The following is an 18,600-nucleotide window of genomic DNA, read 5'->3' as shown; positions in this document are numbered from 1 at the left end:
AAGAAGAGGAGAGTTTTGAATGTTCAAAGATATGTTCGGCAAGAAAAAGCGCTATAAATCCATACCGAACAAGGAAAACAAGAAAGAGGTGCCGGAAGGGCTGATGCAAAAATGCCCGGGGTGCGGAAAGATTTTTTACAGGAAAGAGATGAATCGGAATCTTTTTGTATGTGCGCATTGCGACTACCATCTCAATATCACTGCTTATGAACGTGTGGACCAATTAGCTGACAGTGATTCGTTTGAAGAGTGGGACCAGAATATAGAAACGACAAATATTCTTGATTTCCCCCATTATCAGGAAAAAGTCGAGAAAGATAAGGAAAAAACGAATTTGAAGGAAGCGATCATCACCGGAAAGGTCAGGATAGATGGTGAAGAAACAGCGATTGCCGTCATGGATTCGAGGTTTCGTATGGGAAGCATGGGGGCAGTCGTCGGCGAAAAAATAGCCAGGGCTGTAGAGGAAGCTAGGAAGCAGTCTCTTCCCTTCATCATTTTCACTGCATCCGGAGGAGCCAGGATGCAGGAGGGAGTAGTAAGCCTGATGCAGATGGGGAAAACATCGATTGCGCTTGAGCGTCACAACCGGGCGGGTCTCTTGTTCATCTCCGTCATGACACACCCTACAACCGGTGGGGTTTCGGCCAGCTTCGCTTCTCTTGGAGATTATAACTTCGCTGAACCGCGCGCACTGATCGGGTTTGCAGGAAGAAGGATCATTGAACAGACGATCAGGGAGAAGCTGCCGAAAGATTTTCAGACTTCAGAATTTCTTTTGGAACACGGACAGTTGGATCAGGTGATTCACCGACATGATCTGAGGAATGTCCTCGGCGCTGTACTGGATATTCATAGCACAGGAGGGGAAAGCGATGAAGCACGTACTTGATTTTGAGAGACCCGTTATCGACCTCCGTGAGAAGATAGCGGAATTGAAGAAGCTGACCGAAGAGAAAGATATAGATCTCTCTGAAGAAATACGTACATTGGAAGAACGACTCGAAAATCTGGAGCATGACGTATATACGAATCTGAAGCCATGGGACCGTGTGCAGATGGCTCGTCACCCTGAGCGTCCGACTACATTTGATTATATTAAATACATGTTTGAAGGCTTCATGGAGATGCATGGTGATAGGCTTTACGGAGATGACCCGGCAATCATCGGAGGGATAGCTAAGTTTGAAGGTCTTCCTGTCACAGTTATCGGACATCAGCGTGGGAAAGACACGAAAGATAACATATTCAGGAATTTCGGTATGCCTCATCCGGAAGGGTACAGGAAGGCACTTCGATTGATGAAACAGGCCGAGAAGTTCGGCAGACCAGTTATCACTTTCATCGATACGAAAGGGGCTTATCCGGGTAAAGCGGCGGAAGAACGTGGTCAGAGCGAAGCGATCGCAAGGAATCTCATGGAAATGGCCGGACTTGAAGTACCGATCATTTGCGTCGTTATAGGTGAAGGTGGAAGTGGAGGCGCGCTTGGTATCGGGATCGGTGATAAAATACTGATGCTCGAGAATGCCACCTATTCTGTCATTTCGCCGGAAGGGGCCGCCTCTATCCTTTGGAAAGATGCTGCTTATGCACAACAGGCAGCTGAATCGATGAAGATCACTTCCTATGATCTTCAGGAATTGAATATCATCGATGAACTCGTTCCGGAAATTATGGGGGGAGCACACAAAGATTTCTCACGCCAGGCCGAACTGTTGAAACCGTTTATTCGTGCCGAACTTGAAACGCTCCGCTCCCTGGATGTGGAAACGCGTTTGGAAAAACGGTATGAGAAATACAAAAATATTGGCGAATATGCAACAAGTGATATATAATGAAACCAGTTAAATCAGGAGTATATACTTCGTAAGTCGCACTTCAGATGTGCGACTTTTCCCATCTTTAGGGAATGGTAACGTTCTCATCGGCTTTATATATAGTGGTAAGGAGAAGCTTGTCCTTCTCCTTATTTGAATGGGACGTTGTTTTAAAATCCTGATGGAAGGATAAAGATATAGAAGTAATTAAATGAGGTGAGGGTTATGAAACGAATAGGAGTATTGACCAGCGGAGGAGACGCTCCGGGAATGAATGCAGCCATACGTGCTGTAGTGCGTAAAGCCATTTTTCATGATATGGAAGTCTATGGTGTGAACTATGGATTCCAGGGATTGATCAACGGAGATATCAAAAAAATGGAGCTTGGCTCTGTAGGGGATATCATACAGCGCGGAGGTACGATGCTTTATTCTGCCCGTTGTGAAGAATTCAAAACAGAAGAAGGACAGCAAAAAGGCATCGAATCTTTGAAGAAATTCGGGATAGAAGGTCTGGTTGTCATCGGTGGAGACGGTTCTTTCATGGGTGCCAAGAAATTGACAGAGAAAGGTTACCCTTGCATCGGAGTGCCTGGTACCATCGATAACGATATTCCTGGTACGGACTTCACTATCGGGTTCGATACGGCGCTTAACACAATCTCTGAAGCTATCGATAAAATCCGTGATACGGCTACTTCCCATGAGCGGACATACATTATCGAAGTGATGGGAAGAGATGCTGGAGACCTTGCTCTCTGGGCTGGTCTTGCCGACGGTGCGGAAAGTGTTCTCATTCCGGAAGCTGAAGATACAATCGAGGATGTTGTCGATCGTCTCAGACGAGGGCATGAGCGTGGAAAGCGTCATAGTATCATCATCGTTGCCGAGGGCGTCGGGAGCGGTGTCGATTTTGCTCGAGAAGTCGAAAAGAGAGCGGATCTTGAGACACGAGTAACTGTGCTCGGGCATACACAACGCGGAGGTTCACCATCTGCTTCTGACCGCGTACTGGGTAGTCGTCTCGGTGCTTCGGCGGTTGACTTATTGCTGAGCGGTTCAGCGGGAAGAATGGTAGGGATCGAGAAGAATGAAATCGTCAACCACGATATTCTTGAAGTGCTCGAACAGAAACATACCATTGACCTTGATATGTATCGCCTATCCAAAGAATTATCAATATAATAAGAAAAGCAGGTTTTCTTAGAGGAGGAATAGCAAATGCTCAGAAAAACGAAGATTGTCAGTACAATCGGTCCATCATCCGAAAACCCGGAAGTACTGAAAAAGTTGATTGATTCGGGTATGAACGTAGCTCGTCTTAACTTTTCACACGGGGATTTCGAAGAACATGGTGCCCGTATCCAGAATATCCGGAAAGCATCGGCAGAAGCGGATAAAACGGTAGCGATTCTGCTTGATACGAAAGGTCCGGAGATCCGTACTGGTGATATGAAAGAAAAAGAAGTTCACCTGGAGAAAGGATCCACTCTTTATGTATCTATGGACCCTGTAGAAGGCGATGAAACCCGTCTTTCCGTTACGTATCCCGGTCTGATCGACGACGTTCATCAGGGATCCAAGATTCTTCTCGATGACGGACTCATCGAACTGCTGGTAGAAGAAATAGACAAAGAGAACAACGAAATTAAAACAACGGTTCTCAACAGCGGACCTATCAAAAGTAAAAAAGGCGTCAATGTACCGAACGTAAGTGTGAATCTTCCAGGCATGACAGAAAAAGATGCAAAAGATATCGAGTTCGGCATAGAGCAGGGTGTCGATTTCATCGCTGCTTCTTTCGTGCGTCGTGCTTCCGACGTATTGGAAATCAAAGAATTGCTCGAGAAGAATAATGCTTCTGACATTCACATCATTCCAAAGATCGAAAACCAGGAAGGTGTGGACAACATCGACGCGATCCTTAAAGTGAGTGACGGTCTAATGGTCGCACGTGGAGATCTCGGTGTGGAAATACCTCCGGAGGATGTACCTCTCGTACAGAAGCAGCTTATCCGGAAGTGTAACCAGGCAGGAAAACCGGTTATCACTGCAACACAGATGCTGGATTCTATGCAGCATAATCCTCGTCCGACACGTGCGGAAGCATCGGATGTGGCGAATGCCATTTTTGATGGTACGGACGCGATCATGCTGTCCGGAGAAACGGCAGCCGGAGACTATCCTGTAGAGTCCGTCCAGACGATGGCGAACATCGCCAGCAAAACGGAAACAGGGCTCGATTATGCGTCGATTCTGAGTGAGCGTACGAAGCATACGGATATGACGATCACCGACGCTATCAGTCAATCCGTGACGCATACGGCTATCAATCTGGATGTAGATGCTATCTTCACACCTACGGAAAGTGGACACACGGCAAGAATGGTTTCTAAATACCGTTCGCAGTCCCCGATCCTTGCTGTAACTTCCAATGAGAAAGTGAATCGCAAGTTATCTCTCGTATGGGGTGTGCATGCAATTATGGGAGAACGCGCGACGTCCACGGATGAAATGCTCGAATCTGCAGTGGAACAAGGTCTTGAAGCCGGTCTTGTAGAGCACGGTGACCGTGTCATCATCACTGCCGGTGTCCCTGTCGGGGAGAGCGGAACGACAAACCTTATGAAAGTTCACGTTATCGGTAATGTTATGACTACCGGTCAGGGCATCGGTCAATCGAGTGCTTCCGGACGTGCCATCGTGGCCAAGAACACGGAAGATGCCATCAATCGTGTAGAAAATGGGGACATCCTCGTAACATTCGGCACGGAAAAAGAAATGATGCCCGCGATTGAAAAAGCGAAAGGGCTCGTTACTGTCGAAGGCGGACTTACTTCGCATGCTGCTGTCGTAGGATTGAGCCTTGGGATTCCTGTAATCGTCGGTACAGAGGAAGCGCTGGACAAAATCGAAGACGAATCCGTCATTACTATCGACGGTGCTCAAGGAAAGATTTACAAAGGTCATACAGGAATTTTATAAACGAAGAACGGGGGATCCCCCGTTCTTTTTGTTATTCAAAAAGGAGTAGGGGTGATAAAATATAAGGAGAAACGTAAGGTTTCCGGAAAGGATCGATATCGATGTTCAAATGGCTATTCTTGTTTATTCTGGTAGTGCCTGCCCTTGAAATCGGCCTTCTGATATGGAGCGGGAATCTGATCGGTCCGTTATGGGTCATTCTGCTGATTATCGCTACCGGGGCTCTCGGAGCCTGGCTTGCAAAGCGGCAGGGGCTTGAAACGATCAGGGACTTCCAGGATTCCCTTCAGATGGGACGACCTCCCCAGCATACGCTGCTTGACGGAGCTTGTATATTAGTCGGAGGCGCGGTTCTGTTAACACCAGGATTCATCACCGATGCTATAGGATTTCTTCTTTTGATACCGGCTACCAGAAGCCCTATCAAAAAAGGAGTTATGAAAGCGATAGAAAAGGGTATGGAAAAAGGTACCATCACTATTCATAGAAGATGACCCCTGCTAACCGGGGTTTTTTTCTGTGAAGCATAGATATATTTGACAAGAAATTAACCGGTTTCAATTCACATTCTTTTCGAAATAATTTATAATTGTTGATGGGGCAAAATCCAAAGTGAATTCAGACAAGATTTTGTAAAGCGTTTTCCAGACGAAATGAGCCAGATTTTTAATCTTCTAAAGGGGGAAAGTTCTATGACATCCACTAAAGGACTTGAAGGAATTACAGCTACAGAGTCATCAATCAGCTCTATCATTGATGATCGACTAACATATGCAGGGTATGATATCGATGATTTAGCCACAAACTCGAGCTTTGAAGAAGTGATCTATCTGCTTTGGAATCAGAAACTTCCGAATAAAGAGCAGCTGGATGAACTGAAAAAAGCTTTGGCAGAAGAAATGGAGATCCCTGATGAAGTCATCGAGCATTTGAAATCTTATGATTTGAAAACGGTTCATCCCATGGCAGCTCTTCGTTCCGCTGTTTCCATGCTAGGTCTGTTCGACGAAGAAGCAGATGAAATGGAAGAGGAAGCGAATAAGCGTAAAGCTGTTAAGATCCAGGCGAAAATCCCTACAGTTGTGACAGCATTCGGTCGCATCCGTAAAGGACAGGAGCCGGTGAAGCCTAAGAAGGATCTGAGTTTCGCTGCCAATTTCCTATACATGCTGAACGGTAAGGATCCTGAAGATCTTGAAGTGGAAGCATTCAATAAGGCACTTGTTCTTCACGCTGATCATGAACTGAACGCTTCTACGTTCACTGCACGTGTATGTGTGGCGACACTGAGTGATATCTACTCCGGTGTTACAGCAGCTATCAGCGCACTGAAAGGTCCACTCCATGGAGGGGCGAATGAACGAGTGATGGCTATGCTTACAGAAATCGGGGATGTAGATAATGCAATCCCTCATATTGAGAAGAAACTCGAAAACAAAGAAAAGATTATGGGAATGGGTCACCGTGTATATCAAAAGGGAGATCCCCGTGCGAAGCACCTGAAGGAGATGTCCCGAGAGCTCACAGGGTTGACTGGTCATTCCAAATATTATGATATGTCCGTGAAAATCGAAGAATACATCAAAGAGAATAAAGGACTTCCTGCGAACGTGGACTTCTATTCTGCGTCTGTCTACCACAGTCTCGGAATCGACCACGATCTCTTTACACCGATTTTCGCAGTGAGCCGTACATCCGGCTGGTTGGCTCATATTTTAGAGCAGTACAGCAATAACCGTCTGATCAGACCACGCGCTGAATATGTAGGACCTACCAATCAGACATATAAGCCGGTAGAAGAGCGTTCGTAATAGTAAAACTTTTTCTTTTATGCATTTTCACGTATGATTAGAAGTGAATTCTTTAACTGGAGGGAACATCATGTCAGAAGCGAAAAAAATCACAGTAGAACAAAACGGGGAATTGAATGTACCTAACCATGCAATCATCCCTTATATCGAAGGTGACGGAACAGGGCCTGATATCTGGGCATCTGCAAGCCGTGTAATCGAAGCTGCCGTAGAGAAAGCTTATAATGGTGAGAAAGCTATTGAGTGGAAAGAAGTGTATGCCGGCCAGAAATCCTACGACAGAACAGAAGAATGGCTGCCGGACGAAACGCTCGACACCATCCGTGACTATAAGATTGCAATCAAAGGACCTTTGACGACTCCGATCGGTGGCGGAATCCGTTCCCTGAACGTCGCACTTCGTCAGGAGCTTGATCTTTTCACATGTCTACGTCCGGTCCGTTACTTCACAGGAGTACCTTCTCCGGTCAAGCGTCCTGAAGACACAGACATGGTCATTTTCCGTGAGAATACGGAAGATATCTATGCGGGAATCGAATGGCAGAAAGGAACGCCGGAAGTGAAGAAAGTCATTGATTTCCTACAGAATGAAATGGGTGTACATAACATCCGCTTCCCGGAAACATCCGGAATCGGTGTGAAGCCAGTATCTGAAGAAGGTACGAAGCGTCTTGTACGTTCTGCGATCGATTACGCGTTCAATGAAGGACGTCGTAACGTTACGCTTGTACACAAAGGGAACATTATGAAGTTCACAGAAGGTTCCTTCAAAGCATGGGGCTATGAAGTTGCTGAAGAAGAGTACGGAGATAAGGTCTTCACTTGGGCGGAGTACGACCGTATTGTTGAGAAAGAAGGCAAAGAAGCTGCGAACAAAGCTGAAGAAGAAGCTGTAAAAGCAGGAAAAATGATTGTGAAAGACGCAATCGCGGACATTTTCCTTCAGCAGATTCTGACACGTCCTGCTGAATTCGATGTCGTAGCTACTATGAACCTGAACGGTGACTATATTTCTGACGCCCTTGCTGCGCAGGTAGGTGGAATCGGAATCGCTCCGGGAGCGAACATCAACTATGACACAGGTCATGCTATCTTTGAAGCGACTCATGGTACTGCTCCGAAGTATGCAGGCATGGACAAAGTGAACCCGTCTTCTGTGATTCTTTCCGGAGTTCTTATGCTTGAACACCTTGGCTGGAGAGAAGCTGCTGAGCTTATTTCCAAGTCTATGGACAAAACGATCGGAAGCAAAGTCGTCACGTATGACTTCGCTCGTATGATGGACGGAGCAACCGAAGTGAAATGTTCCCAGTTCGGGGATGAACTGATTAAGAACATGGACTGATAAGAAGGAGGATATGAGCATATGGGGATAAAGCGACCGAAAATATCTGTGATCGGTTCCGGTTTCACCGGTGCGACTACAGCTCTGATGACTGCTCAGAAAGAACTCGGTGATGTCGTACTCGTGGATATTCCGGACCAGGAAGATCCGACAAAAGGCAAAGCCCTGGATATGTATGAAGCGAGTCCTATCCAGGGGTTCGATGCCAAAGTGAAAGGCACGTCCGATTATAAAGAGACGAAGGGGTCGGATGTTGTAGTTATTACTGCCGGCATGGCCCGTAAACCGGGAATGAGCCGTGATGATCTCGTCAGCACGAATGCGAAGATTATGCAAAGTGTGACAAAAGAAGTCGTGAAATATTCCCCGGATTGCTATATCATCGTTTTGACAAACCCTGTCGACGCTATGACCTATAGTGTCTTCAAAGAATCCGGCTTTCCGAAGAACCGTGTCATCGGTCAGTCTGGTGTCCTCGATACGGGGAGGTTCCGAAGTTTCATTGCGGAAGAATTGAATGTTTCCGTGAAGGACGTAACGGGATTCGTACTCGGAGGACACGGGGACGATATGGTCCCATTGATACGTTACTCCAATGTCGGTGGGGTTCCGCTTGATAAGATGATCTCCGAAAGCAGACTGGAGGAGATCATTGAGCGGACCCGGAAAGGTGGCGGAGAAATTGTCGGGCTCCTCGGAAGTGGAAGCGCCTACTACGCACCTGCTGCTTCGATTGTCCAAATGGTGGAAGCTATCATCAAGGACCAGCGACGAGTTCTTCCTGCCATCGCTTATCTTGAAGGCGAGTACGGGTATGATGGGATATACCTTGGAGTGCCTACGATCCTCGGAGGAAACGGGATTGAAGAAGTGATTGAACTTGATCTTACTGATGACGAGAAGGGACAGCTCGATAAGTCTGCGGAGTCCGTGAAACATGTTCTTACTATTCTGGAATAAGTGAAAAGGTTCGGGGGATACCTCGAACCTTTTTTTAACAAGGAGGAAGAATAAATGTTAGGGAAAAAACGCAAACTCGGAAAGAAAATCGATGAACTGAACGTCGGTGACACTTATGAGACTTCCTGTGAAGTGAAAGACAAGGATCTTCTTATCTACCTCGGATTGACAGATGATGCCAATCCTCTCTACCTTCAACATGACTACGCTTCGAGAACTCCTTTTGAACGTCCGATCGTTCCTTCTATCATGCTTCAGGGAATGATCACCTCAGCCGTTTCGATGCATCTTCCCGGGCCCGGTAGCCATATCACTTACCAGGAAATCCAGTATCCTGTACCAGTCTATCACTACGAAACGCTCCATCTCCTTTTCAAGATCGAAGCGATTGATGAAGAGGAAAACCTGGTTCATCTGCAGGTGAAAGGAACCAACGCTTCCGATGAGGAAGTAATGTCCGGCAAACTTCACGTCATCGCCCCTTACGAACCCGATTCTCTCAATTCTATATCGCTTGAAAACTTTTATTAATAGTTTGTAAAGTTTTTGGCGAGACTACCTATAAATAGAGAAAAAACGTTACTATGGTAGTAAAGATACAGCAAAGGGGTCGTTGGGATGAGTGGGAGAATTTTGATTGTAGACGATGAAGAATCGATTGTGACACTTTTGAAATATAATATAGAACAGGCAGGATATGAGCCAGAAGTCGCTTATGACGGAAAGGAAGCGTTAGAGAAAGCTTCTGCTCAATCCTTCGATCTTATCGTCCTCGACGTCATGTTGCCGGAGATGGATGGTATGGAAGTGTGTAAGCACCTCAGACAGGAGCATATCGATACGCCGGTTCTTATGCTTACGGCGAAGGATGAAGAGTTTGATAAAGTTCTTGGACTGGAGCTGGGCGCGGATGATTACATGACGAAGCCTTTCAGCCCGAGAGAGGTAGTTGCGAGGATCAAAGCCATCCTCAGACGAATGGAAAAAGTCCAGGCTGGGGATAAGGATGAAGTGATTACCATCAAAGACTTGAAGATATACCCTAGTCAGTACGAAGCTACGATTGAAGGGGAAGCGCTGACGCTGACGCCGAAGGAGTTCGAGCTTCTGTTATATTTGTCGAGAAATCTCGGCAGAGTGCTCTCACGTGATCAACTGCTCCAATACGTATGGAACTATGATTTTGCCGGAGACACCAGGATTGTGGATGTTCATGTGAGTCATCTCCGTGAAAAGATCGAGCCGGTGACGAAGAAGCCATCATATATAAAGACGGTCCGTGGTCTTGGTTACAAAATGGAGGACCCTGCAAAGCATGAAGTTCAATGAGCGTATCCTGATCGTATATGTCATTGTTATTCTGGGTCTTATGCTTTCCTTCGGTATTGTACTGGCTCAGTATGCCCAACAGACCATCGGTGAAATACCAGGAATGGAAGGCAGTGAGCAGGCAGCGGAGGCGTCCAGGAATATCTGGGTTCTGACGCTGATCATGATTTCGGTCACCGCGGTGACGTTCTTCATTTTGAGTTATCAGATCTTCATCCGGTATGTCGAACCTGTACGTAAGGCAACCGATACAGCGGAGCAGTTGAAGCAGGGGAATTATCGCGCCCGCACGTATGACGTAGCTTTTGGTGATGCAGGAAGACTCGGGAGTACGATCAATGAATTGGCCAAACATCTGAAAGAGCTGACGAGTGCTCAAGGAATGCAGGAAACGCGGCTTAGAGCGGTCATCAATCATATGAGTAGTGGGCTTGTCCTCATCGATGAAAAGGGGTATATCCAACTCGTAAATGAAGCTTTTGTAGACACATTCCGTCACAATAAGAATCATTACCTTGATTGCTTGTATCACGAAGTCATCCCTTACCAGGAAGTACAAAGCGTCATAGAGAAGGTGTATATGTTCGAGTCGCCTTCCAGTCAGATGCTTACGATAGAGAAAGGCATCGAGAAAAAGTTCATCCAGGTAAACGGAGCACCGATTTTCAAACAAGATAAAAGATGGCAGGGAGTCGTCCTTGTATTCCATGACATCACAGGATTGAAAAGACTCGAACAGATGCGGAAGGATTTCGTAGCGAACGTCTCCCATGAACTACGGACGCCGATCACATCAATCAAAGGATTCTCTGAAACGTTACTGGATGGCGCACTGGAAGATCGCGACATGACCGAACAGTTTCTTGGCATCATGTTGAAGGAAAGTACTCGTCTTGAGACATTGATCCATGATTTGCTGGAATTATCGAAGATCGAACGGGAAGGCTTCCGATTATCGATAAGCGAATTGAATATGACGGATCTGGTGAACGATACTGTGACGCTGGTAGAAGAACAGGCAAAGAAGAAGGATATTGAAATTATCAGTGATCTGGAAACAGATGTCAGGTATACAGGGGATGCGACACGATTACGGCAGGTGTTTCTGAATCTTATCTCCAACGCCATCACCTATACACCCGAAAAGGGAAGCGTGGAAGTCAGACTTGAAGAACAGAAAGACGAGGTAAGGGTGGAAGTGATCGATACGGGGATAGGTATTCCGGAAGAAGAAATACCGCGTATTTTCGAACGGTTTTACAGGGTTGATCGAGCCCGGAGCAGAAATTCAGGGGGGACAGGTCTCGGTCTTGCTATTGTTAAACATATCATGGAGGCCCATGGCGGCTCGATTCAGGTGAAGAGTGAACCTGGAGAAGGATCAGTCATGACACTGATTTTTCATAAGGAAAGTTCCTGATAGCCTTTACAAAAGCTTTATCTTTTCTCAACAGAAAGTTCATAAAGTGTTGGTATCATTCAGGATGAAACCCTTTCATCCAAGGTGTTTTCTCTTGGCAGAAGCTTTATGCTTCTGTCTTTTTTTTGTGTCCGGGTCGGGACGTGGTAAAATGTAGATAGAATCGAACGGCTTAGGAGTGAAGATATGGGAAATAAATTAGTGTTGATTGATGGAAACAGTATCGCGTACCGGGCTTTCTTTGCATTGCCGCTTTTGAATAATGACAAAGGCGTCTATACGAACGCTGTATACGGGTTTACGACGATGTTATTGAAAATCCTCGAGGAGGAATCACCGGATCACATGCTGGTGGCCTTTGATGCCGGTAAGACGACCTTCCGTCATAAGACGTATGGAGAGTATAAAGGAGGCAGGCAGAAGACCCCGCCTGAGTTGAGTGAGCAGTTTCCGGTTCTCCAGGATCTCCTGGACGGATTCGGCATCAAACATTATCAACTTGAGCAATATGAGGCGGACGATATCATAGGGACTCTTGCAACCGAAGCGGAGAAACAGGGAGATGAAGTAACTGTCATTTCCGGAGATAAAGACCTCCTTCAGCTCGTTTCCGATCATACGACGGTAAGGTTGACGAAGAAGGGTATCACCAATGTGGATACATACACTCCTACTTCTCTTAAAGAGAAAATGGAGATTGGACCGGAGCAGGTGATCCACTTGAAAGCTCTGATGGGAGACAGCTCCGATAACATTCCTGGAGTACCGGGTGTGGGAGAGAAGACGGCTCTGAAACTGCTGAAGCAATTCGGGACGCTTGAGGGTGTTTATGAAGATTTTGATGCGGTGAGCGGGAAAAAACTGAAAGAGAAGCTTGAAACAAACAAAGAAGAAGCGTTCATGAGTAAGCAGCTTGTGACCATCGAAAAGGAAGTTCCATTAGAGATCACTCTCCAGGATACGACTTATAAAGGGTACGAAGCGGCTACAGTGAAAGAACAGTTCCAGAATCTCGGTTTTGAATCACTCCTGTCTCGAATTGACGGAGTAGTGGAAAGTGAAGCGGCGGAGATGATTTCTGTAGATGTGAAACAGGGAGCGGAGCTGACAAAAGAGATCCTTACAGAGGAAACGGCGCTTATCGTAGAGATTCTTGAAGATAATTATCATACGTCGCCGATCGAAGCTGTAGTGCTCTCCAATGACAAAGGGGTGTTCGCCTTTTCGATTGATGAAGTGAAAGAGTCGGACGCATTCAGAGCATGGGCGGCAGACGCTGACAAAGAAAAATGGGTGTTCGATGCGAAGCGGACGGTTGTAGCTTTTAAAAGGTATGGCATTCCACTCGAAGGTGTGACGTTCGATGTTCTTCTTGCCTCTTATCTTGTGAATCCGGCCGTGAATAACCACGACATACCTGCCATAAGTCATCGTCTTGGAGAGACGGGGATCCCATCGGATGAAGAAGTGTACGGGAAAGGAGCGAAGCGTGCCCGGCCGGAAGACAGTGTGTTATATGAACATGCGGGTCGGAAAGCGCTGATGCTCTACCGCTTGAAGTCGGATCTCGAAGAACAGCTTAAAAATAATAAGCAGGAAGACCTTTTCCACCATTTGGAGATGCCGCTTGCTATCATTCTCGGAGAAATGGAATATACAGGCGTGCAGGTCGATGTGAAGCGACTGAAAGAGATGGGAGAAGAACTTGAAGGAAGACTTAAGGAAATCAGACAGCGGATCTATGACCATGCCGGGGAAGAATTCAACATCAACTCACCGAAGCAGCTTGGCCCTATTCTTTTTGAAAAGTTGGGATTGCCTGTGCTGAAGAAAACGAAAACGGGATATTCTACGTCTGCAGATGTTCTTGAACAGTTGGCCCCGGAGCATGAAATCATCTCGGAGATCCTTCTGTTCCGTCAGTTGGGTAAGCTGCAGTCTACGTATATCGAAGGTCTTTTGAAAGTGGTGCATGAAGACACGCATAAAGTGCATACAAGGTTCAATCAGGCTCTCACACAAACTGGAAGATTAAGTTCCACAGAGCCGAACCTTCAGAACATCCCGATCCGTCTGGAAGAAGGAAGGAAAATACGGCAGGCGTTCATTCCTTCTCGGGAAGGATGGGTCATGTTTGCCAGTGACTATTCCCAAATTGAACTTCGGGTTCTTGCTCACATGTCCGGCGATGAGAAGCTTATCCAGTCTTTCAAAGAAGGAGAAGACGTGCATACGAAAACGGCCAGTGAAGTATTCAACGTTTCACCTGAAGACGTGACAGCTGATATGCGTCGGCAGGCGAAGGCTGTGAATTTCGGCATTGTCTATGGTATCAGCGATTATGGTTTGTCCCAGAGTCTCGGTGTTACACGTAAAGCTGCCCAAGCCTACATCGATGCTTACTTCAAGAGCTATCCGAAGGTGAAAGAATATATGGATGATACAGTGAGGCAGGCCAAAGAGGAAGGGTTTGTAGAGACACTGATGCACAGAAGAAGATACCTGCCTGATGTCAACAGCCGGAATTTCAATCGGAGAAACGCAGCGGAAAGAACGGCGATGAATACTCCGATTCAGGGAACGGCAGCCGATGTCATCAAGAAGGCGATGATCGATCTCTCCGCCCGTCTGAAAGAAGAGGAACTGGAAGCGACGATGATTCTTCAGGTTCATGACGAATTGATATTAGAAGCTCCGAAGGAAGAAGTGGAGCAGTTGACGGAAGTAGTCAAGGAAGTGATGGAAGAAACTGTCGATCTGGTTGTGCCGCTTCAGGTGGATCATTCTTACGGGGATACCTGGTTCGACGCTAAATAAAAAATAGAGGAAGGGAGAGGGGAACATGCCTGAGTTACCGGAAGTGGATGCAGTAAAAGAATCTTTAAAGAAACAAATTCTGAACAAAACAATCCGACAGGTTGATGTTACCTGGCCATCGATGGTGAAGCATCCGGAGGATCGAAAAAGATTTGAGCAGATGCTTGTTCATCAGACCATTCAGGACATCGACAGAAAAGGGAAGTTCCTTATCTTCAGATTAGATGACTACGCCCTCGTTTCTCATTTGCGGATGGAAGGGAAATATTTCGTGTATACGGAAGAAGAACCGAAGGATAAGCATACGCATGTTATCTTCAGATTCAATGATGGAAGTAGTCTCCATTACAATGATGTCAGGAAATTCGGAACGATGCATTTGTTCGATAATGGGAGGGAGCACGAGGAGAAACCTTTGTCCCAGCTTGGTCCCGATCCGGTTGAAGAACATTTTACCGGGGAGTATATGCAGAAAAGACTCCAAAAGACGACGAGGCGGATCAAACCCGTTCTTCTAGATCAGTCTGTAGTAGCCGGGTTCGGCAACATTTATGTTGATGAAACGCTATATAGAGCAAAGATTCATCCCGAGAGACTGTCCCCTTCGCTTTCTGAAGAAGAAGTGGAGCGGATTGTAGCTGAGGGGAAGAAAGTGATCCGGGAAGCGATGGAGGCCGGAGGGTCCACAATCCGTTCTTATGCCAGAAGTGACGGGGCGCAGGGTGAATTCCAGACCAGGCTTTTCGTTTACGGGAAAGAAGGAGAGCCATGTCCCGGGTGTAAGCGGCCGATCATGAAAACGAAAGTCGGTGGCAGGGGTACACACCTTTGCTATTACTGCCAGGAGTAGCACAGAATAGAAATGCTTTCATACACTGGTGGCAAGAGGTGACCGGTATGGAAGCGTTTCTCTTATCTTTTTTGTTCATCATTGCAGTAGCAGTGGATAGTTTTATCTCAGGCTGTGCGTTGGCCTTGCAGAATATCAGTATCTCCTGGATCAATCGTCTGAAAGTGGCGTTCGCATCCTCTGCCGCCTTTTTATTCACGGGAAAACTCGGTGAAGTGGTGCTTGCTGTAGTTCCCGCAGTCTGGTTGGAAAGTCTGGGGGCATTTTTTTTCATCGGGCTCGGCATCTTTATCTTCGCCGGTCATTTTCGTAAAAGCGCAGAGCAGATGGATGAGGATGATTCGGGGCATATAAGCGGGAGGGAAGTGTGGTGCTTAAGTGGAATTTTAGCCCTGGATGCAGGTGTTGCGGGTTTTGGAGGAGTCGTGCTCCCTTATTCCCTTTGGACGGTCGCACTTCTTTTATGTATAACTACGTTCCTGCTGCTTACTGCCGGTCACCTTTTGGGTCGCCGGGTGCATCGATCATCGACAGGGGCAGTCCGGATGCTTTCGGGTGTATTGCTAGTTATGGTGGGTGTTTGGAAATTATTGTGAGGAGGGATAAGATGACGGTAGTGATCGGATTGACCGGAAGTATCGCCACGGGAAAAAGCACCGTATCTGATATGTTCAGAGAATGGGAGATTCCAGTCATTGATGCCGATAAACTTTCGCGGGAAGTTGTAGAACCGGGAGAGGACGCATACAATCAGATTGTCGATGTATTCGGCAGCGATGTGTTGCTACATACAGAAGAAATCGACAGGAAGAAACTCGGGAAAATCATCTTCAGTGACGAAGAGAAGCGTGAGCAGCTGAACAGTATCGTTCATCCTCAGGTCAGAAAGCGGATGATCGAGAAAAGGGAAGCCTATAGGGAGCAAGGGGCATCTGCTGTTGTCCTGGATATTCCCCTCCTATTTGAAAGCGGACTGACGGGTTACGTCGACAAAACGATGGTCGTCTATGTGGATGAGAGTGTACAATTGCAGCGCCTGGTGGAGAGGGATGAATCGAGTGAAGCGGATGCATTGGAGCGGATCCGCTCGCAAATACCGATCAGTGAAAAAGCTAAGTTGGCTGATGCGGTAATCAATAATAATGGTAGTATAGAGGAAACACGGAAGCAGCTTATGGAACAACTGGGAGAATGGGGAATAACTAAAAAATCCTGAAAATGTGTCAGGATTTTTTAAATTCCCTCTAACAAAAGCGCTACCAATATGATATACTACTTTTAAAATATGATGACACAATGGAGGGTTACTTATGGAAAAGGCGAAAGTGGCAATCAATGGACTCGGCAGAATCGGCCGTATGGTCCTCAGGCAACTCATCGAGGATGAAACGGTGGACCTTGTAGCGGTGAATGCCAGTTATCCGCCGGAGACGCTTGCCCACATGATCACCTATGACAGTGTCCATGGGAAATGGAATAAAGAGATCGAAGTAGCTGAAGATATGTTATACATTGATGATAAACCTGTAAGTTTGTGCCAGGAACGTGATCCGGAACAGCTCCCGTGGAGAGAGCTGGGGGTAGACATAGTAATCGAAGCTACAGGCAAGTTCCGTGAACGGGAGGATGCGGCCAAACATATTACTGCCGGTGCTAAGAAGGTGATCATCACCGCACCCGGGAAACAGGCGGATGCAACGATTGTAATGGGAGTGAATGATGAGGCGTATGATTCCGAGAACCACGATGTGATTTCGAACGCTTCGTGCACAACGAACTGTTTGGCTCCTGTCGTCAAAATTCTGGATGAAGAGTTCGGGATTGAGAATGGATTAATGACCACCGTCCACTCTTTCACGAATGATCAGAAGAACCTGGATAACCCCCATAAAGACCTGCGGCGTGCACGTGGGTGTACACAGTCGATCATCCCTACGTCCACCGGTGCAGCAAAAGCGATTTCCGAAGTGCTGCCACACCTAAACGGAAAACTTGATGGCATGGCGCTTCGTGTACCTACGCCCAACGTTTCCCTCGTCGACCTTGTCGTTGATGTGAAGGGCGAAGTGACGAAAGAAGCTGTGAATGAAGCTTTCCGAAAAGCCGGGGAAGGGGAACTCAAAGACATTATTTCTTACTCGGAAGAGCCCCTCGTGTCCATTGATTACACGACTTCTCCTTTCTCTTCGATTGTCGATGGTCTGACTACCCAGGTGATTGGGGAGAAGAAAGTGAAAGTTCTTGCCTGGTATGATAATGAGTGGGGGTACTCCGCCCGTACTGTCGACTTGACGAAAATGGTAGCCACCCAATTGATGAATACGCGTCACCAGAAGGTATCCTGACCTCAAAGCCGAAGCTTTGAGGTTTCCTTTTTTTTCGTTTGAATGTTACGCTTTGAAGAGATGAAGAGAGAAGAAGGGGATTACCATGGAAACGTTTGGACATCATGTACTTGGCGAGTTGTGGAACTGTGATCGGAAGCTTCTCGAAGATATAAAATATATAGAGCGTCTTTTTGTGAACGCGGCTCTTCAGGCCGGTGCAGAAGTACGGGAAGTAGCGTTCCATCAGTTTGCGCCTCAAGGAGTGAGCGGGGTGGTGTTGATTTCCGAGTCCCACCTTACCATCCACAGCTTCCCGGAACACAATTACGCGAGTATCGATATTTATACGTGCGGGGAGCACTTGCGACCGGGCATAGCTTTTGAGAAGATCGCCCGTGGTCTTGGAAGTTCGCAATACGAAAAAAAGGAGATCACACGCGGTCTTCCGAACCCTGCGGAGAACAACAGGTAGTTTCCGTCTGATGCGAATCATGTTAGAATGAAGGGTACATTATAACTGTCAGATGGGAGACGACTACGTGAAACAGTTCATAGCTAAATATTTCTCAAACCATACAGAGACAAAAGAAGACCATCCGGAATCCGATTTGCAGACGAGATACTATAAAGCGAATAAAGATCAGGTGTTTGACTCCGTCCAGAATCTTTTTGATGAGCCTTCTAAAGTCGTAGGTCTCTCTAAAGAGCGGGGAGAATTATCCGTCAATTACAGAGAAGGGAAGAAAGCCTTTGTAGTAGCGACGATCATCATGGTCCGTCCTTATCGAACTGCTGTCGATTTTTCAGTGACGACAGAGACTGGACTGCCCGTTGATTTCGGAAATAGTCGTAAACTTATCCGCTCTTTTTATCAGCGCCTGGATAAGGAGCTTCCTGTCGTCGATCAACCGTAACGATTACATATATTTCGATTAG

The 18,600-nt window shown here is 46.7% G+C and carries 18 protein-coding genes; all 18 read left to right on the top strand.

Features of this window, described 5'->3' with window-relative positions:
• Positions 1–19 precede the first annotated feature (19 nt).
• On the top strand, positions 20–892 hold the full coding sequence (gene accD / locus BLQ44_RS13340; RefSeq protein WP_093194406.1) for an acetyl-CoA carboxylase, carboxyltransferase subunit beta: 873 nt from the start codon (positions 20–22) through the stop codon (positions 890–892).
• Positions 876–1,838 (top strand): acetyl-CoA carboxylase carboxyl transferase subunit alpha, encoded by a 963-nt coding sequence (gene accA / locus BLQ44_RS13335; protein WP_093194405.1) that lies wholly within the window; start codon positions 876–878, stop codon positions 1,836–1,838. The genes accD and accA overlap by 17 nt, the downstream gene beginning before the upstream one ends.
• 207 nt (positions 1,839–2,045) lie before the next feature.
• Positions 2,046–3,005 (top strand): 6-phosphofructokinase, encoded by a 960-nt coding sequence (pfkA, locus tag BLQ44_RS13330; RefSeq protein WP_093194404.1) that lies wholly within the window; start codon positions 2,046–2,048, stop codon positions 3,003–3,005.
• Positions 3,006–3,041: 36 nt separating this feature from the next.
• Positions 3,042–4,805 (top strand): pyruvate kinase, encoded by a 1,764-nt coding sequence (gene pyk, locus BLQ44_RS13325; protein ID WP_093194403.1) that lies wholly within the window; start codon positions 3,042–3,044, stop codon positions 4,803–4,805.
• 101 nt (positions 4,806–4,906) lie between these two features.
• Positions 4,907–5,299 carry an FxsA family protein gene (locus BLQ44_RS13320; protein WP_093194402.1) on the top strand — a complete coding sequence of 131 codons (393 nt, stop codon included), beginning with the start codon at positions 4,907–4,909 and terminating at the stop codon, positions 5,297–5,299.
• Between the two features lie 198 nt (positions 5,300–5,497).
• Complete coding sequence (gene citZ / locus BLQ44_RS13315; RefSeq protein WP_093194401.1) at positions 5,498–6,616, top strand: citrate synthase; 1,119 nt, start codon at positions 5,498–5,500, stop codon at positions 6,614–6,616.
• 70 nt (positions 6,617–6,686) lie between these two features.
• Complete coding sequence (gene icd / locus BLQ44_RS13310; RefSeq protein WP_093194400.1) at positions 6,687–7,961, top strand: NADP-dependent isocitrate dehydrogenase; 1,275 nt, start codon at positions 6,687–6,689, stop codon at positions 7,959–7,961.
• Between the two features lie 21 nt (positions 7,962–7,982).
• The gene (gene mdh, locus BLQ44_RS13305; protein WP_093194399.1) at positions 7,983–8,921 is read left to right on the top strand and encodes a malate dehydrogenase; all 939 of its coding nucleotides are present in this window, start codon (positions 7,983–7,985) and stop codon (positions 8,919–8,921) included.
• Between the two features lie 54 nt (positions 8,922–8,975).
• Positions 8,976–9,452: a MaoC family dehydratase gene (locus tag BLQ44_RS13300; RefSeq protein ID WP_093194398.1), complete on the top strand. Its 477-nt coding sequence runs from the start codon at positions 8,976–8,978 to the stop codon at positions 9,450–9,452.
• Between the two features lie 87 nt (positions 9,453–9,539).
• Positions 9,540–10,250, top strand: a complete 711-nt coding sequence (locus BLQ44_RS13295) for a response regulator transcription factor (protein ID WP_093194397.1) — start codon at positions 9,540–9,542, stop codon at positions 10,248–10,250.
• Entirely contained in the window at positions 10,237–11,670 is a 1,434-nt protein-coding gene (pnpS, locus tag BLQ44_RS13290) for a two-component system histidine kinase PnpS (protein ID WP_093194396.1), read from the top strand. Before BLQ44_RS13295 ends, pnpS begins: the two co-directional genes overlap by 14 nt.
• A gap of 186 nt (positions 11,671–11,856) precedes the next feature.
• On the top strand, positions 11,857–14,487 hold the full coding sequence (gene polA, locus BLQ44_RS13285) for a DNA polymerase I (RefSeq protein WP_093194395.1): 2,631 nt from the start codon (positions 11,857–11,859) through the stop codon (positions 14,485–14,487).
• Positions 14,488–14,512: 25 nt separating this feature from the next.
• Entirely contained in the window at positions 14,513–15,337 is an 825-nt protein-coding gene (gene mutM, locus BLQ44_RS13280; RefSeq protein ID WP_093194394.1) for a DNA-formamidopyrimidine glycosylase, read from the top strand.
• Entirely contained in the window at positions 15,316–15,933 is a 618-nt protein-coding gene (locus tag BLQ44_RS13275; RefSeq protein WP_143004721.1) for a manganese efflux pump, read from the top strand. The genes mutM and BLQ44_RS13275 overlap by 22 nt, the downstream gene beginning before the upstream one ends.
• Positions 15,934–15,944: 11 nt before the next feature.
• Positions 15,945–16,553, top strand: coding sequence for a dephospho-CoA kinase (gene coaE, locus BLQ44_RS13270; protein WP_093194392.1), 609 nt, complete (start codon positions 15,945–15,947; stop codon positions 16,551–16,553).
• Positions 16,554–16,647: 94 nt separating this feature from the next.
• Complete coding sequence (locus BLQ44_RS13265; protein ID WP_093194391.1) at positions 16,648–17,682, top strand: glyceraldehyde-3-phosphate dehydrogenase; 1,035 nt, start codon at positions 16,648–16,650, stop codon at positions 17,680–17,682.
• 85 nt (positions 17,683–17,767) lie between these two features.
• Positions 17,768–18,136: an adenosylmethionine decarboxylase gene (speD, locus tag BLQ44_RS13260; protein ID WP_093194390.1), complete on the top strand. Its 369-nt coding sequence runs from the start codon at positions 17,768–17,770 to the stop codon at positions 18,134–18,136.
• Positions 18,137–18,203: 67 nt separating this feature from the next.
• Complete coding sequence (locus tag BLQ44_RS13255) at positions 18,204–18,578, top strand: cytosolic protein (protein ID WP_245688172.1); 375 nt, start codon at positions 18,204–18,206, stop codon at positions 18,576–18,578.
• Positions 18,579–18,600 lie beyond the last annotated feature (22 nt).

It is taken from the genome of Salimicrobium halophilum (assembly GCF_900100295.1).
Classification (GTDB): Bacteria; Bacillota; Bacilli; order Bacillales; family Halobacillaceae; genus Salimicrobium; species Salimicrobium halophilum.
This window is presented reverse-complemented; position numbering and strand designations above follow the sequence as displayed.

Excerpts from the sequence above, each read along its gene's own strand:
- BLQ44_RS13300 (WP_093194398.1), top strand. The coding sequence starts at position 8,976 with ATGTTAGGGAAAAAACGCAAACTCGGAAAGAAAATCGATGAACTGAAC.
- citZ (WP_093194401.1), top strand. The coding sequence starts at position 5,498 with ATGACATCCACTAAAGGACTTGAAGGAATTACAGCTACAGAGTCATCA.
- icd (WP_093194400.1), top strand. The coding sequence starts at position 6,687 with ATGTCAGAAGCGAAAAAAATCACAGTAGAACAAAACGGGGAATTGAAT.
- pyk (WP_093194403.1), top strand. The coding sequence starts at position 3,042 with ATGCTCAGAAAAACGAAGATTGTCAGTACAATCGGTCCATCATCCGAA.
- mdh (WP_093194399.1), top strand. The coding sequence starts at position 7,983 with ATGGGGATAAAGCGACCGAAAATATCTGTGATCGGTTCCGGTTTCACC.
- BLQ44_RS13295 (WP_093194397.1), top strand. The coding sequence starts at position 9,540 with ATGAGTGGGAGAATTTTGATTGTAGACGATGAAGAATCGATTGTGACA.
- pnpS (WP_093194396.1), top strand. The coding sequence starts at position 10,237 with ATGAAGTTCAATGAGCGTATCCTGATCGTATATGTCATTGTTATTCTG.
- pfkA (WP_093194404.1), top strand. The coding sequence starts at position 2,046 with ATGAAACGAATAGGAGTATTGACCAGCGGAGGAGACGCTCCGGGAATG.
- BLQ44_RS13265 (WP_093194391.1), top strand. The coding sequence starts at position 16,648 with ATGGAAAAGGCGAAAGTGGCAATCAATGGACTCGGCAGAATCGGCCGT.
- BLQ44_RS13320 (WP_093194402.1), top strand. The coding sequence starts at position 4,907 with ATGTTCAAATGGCTATTCTTGTTTATTCTGGTAGTGCCTGCCCTTGAA.
- mutM (WP_093194394.1), top strand. The coding sequence starts at position 14,513 with ATGCCTGAGTTACCGGAAGTGGATGCAGTAAAAGAATCTTTAAAGAAA.
- speD (WP_093194390.1), top strand. The coding sequence starts at position 17,768 with ATGGAAACGTTTGGACATCATGTACTTGGCGAGTTGTGGAACTGTGAT.
- coaE (WP_093194392.1), top strand. The coding sequence starts at position 15,945 with ATGACGGTAGTGATCGGATTGACCGGAAGTATCGCCACGGGAAAAAGC.
- polA (WP_093194395.1), top strand. The coding sequence starts at position 11,857 with ATGGGAAATAAATTAGTGTTGATTGATGGAAACAGTATCGCGTACCGG.
- accA (WP_093194405.1), top strand. The coding sequence starts at position 876 with ATGAAGCACGTACTTGATTTTGAGAGACCCGTTATCGACCTCCGTGAG.
- accD (WP_093194406.1), top strand. The coding sequence starts at position 20 with ATGTTCAAAGATATGTTCGGCAAGAAAAAGCGCTATAAATCCATACCG.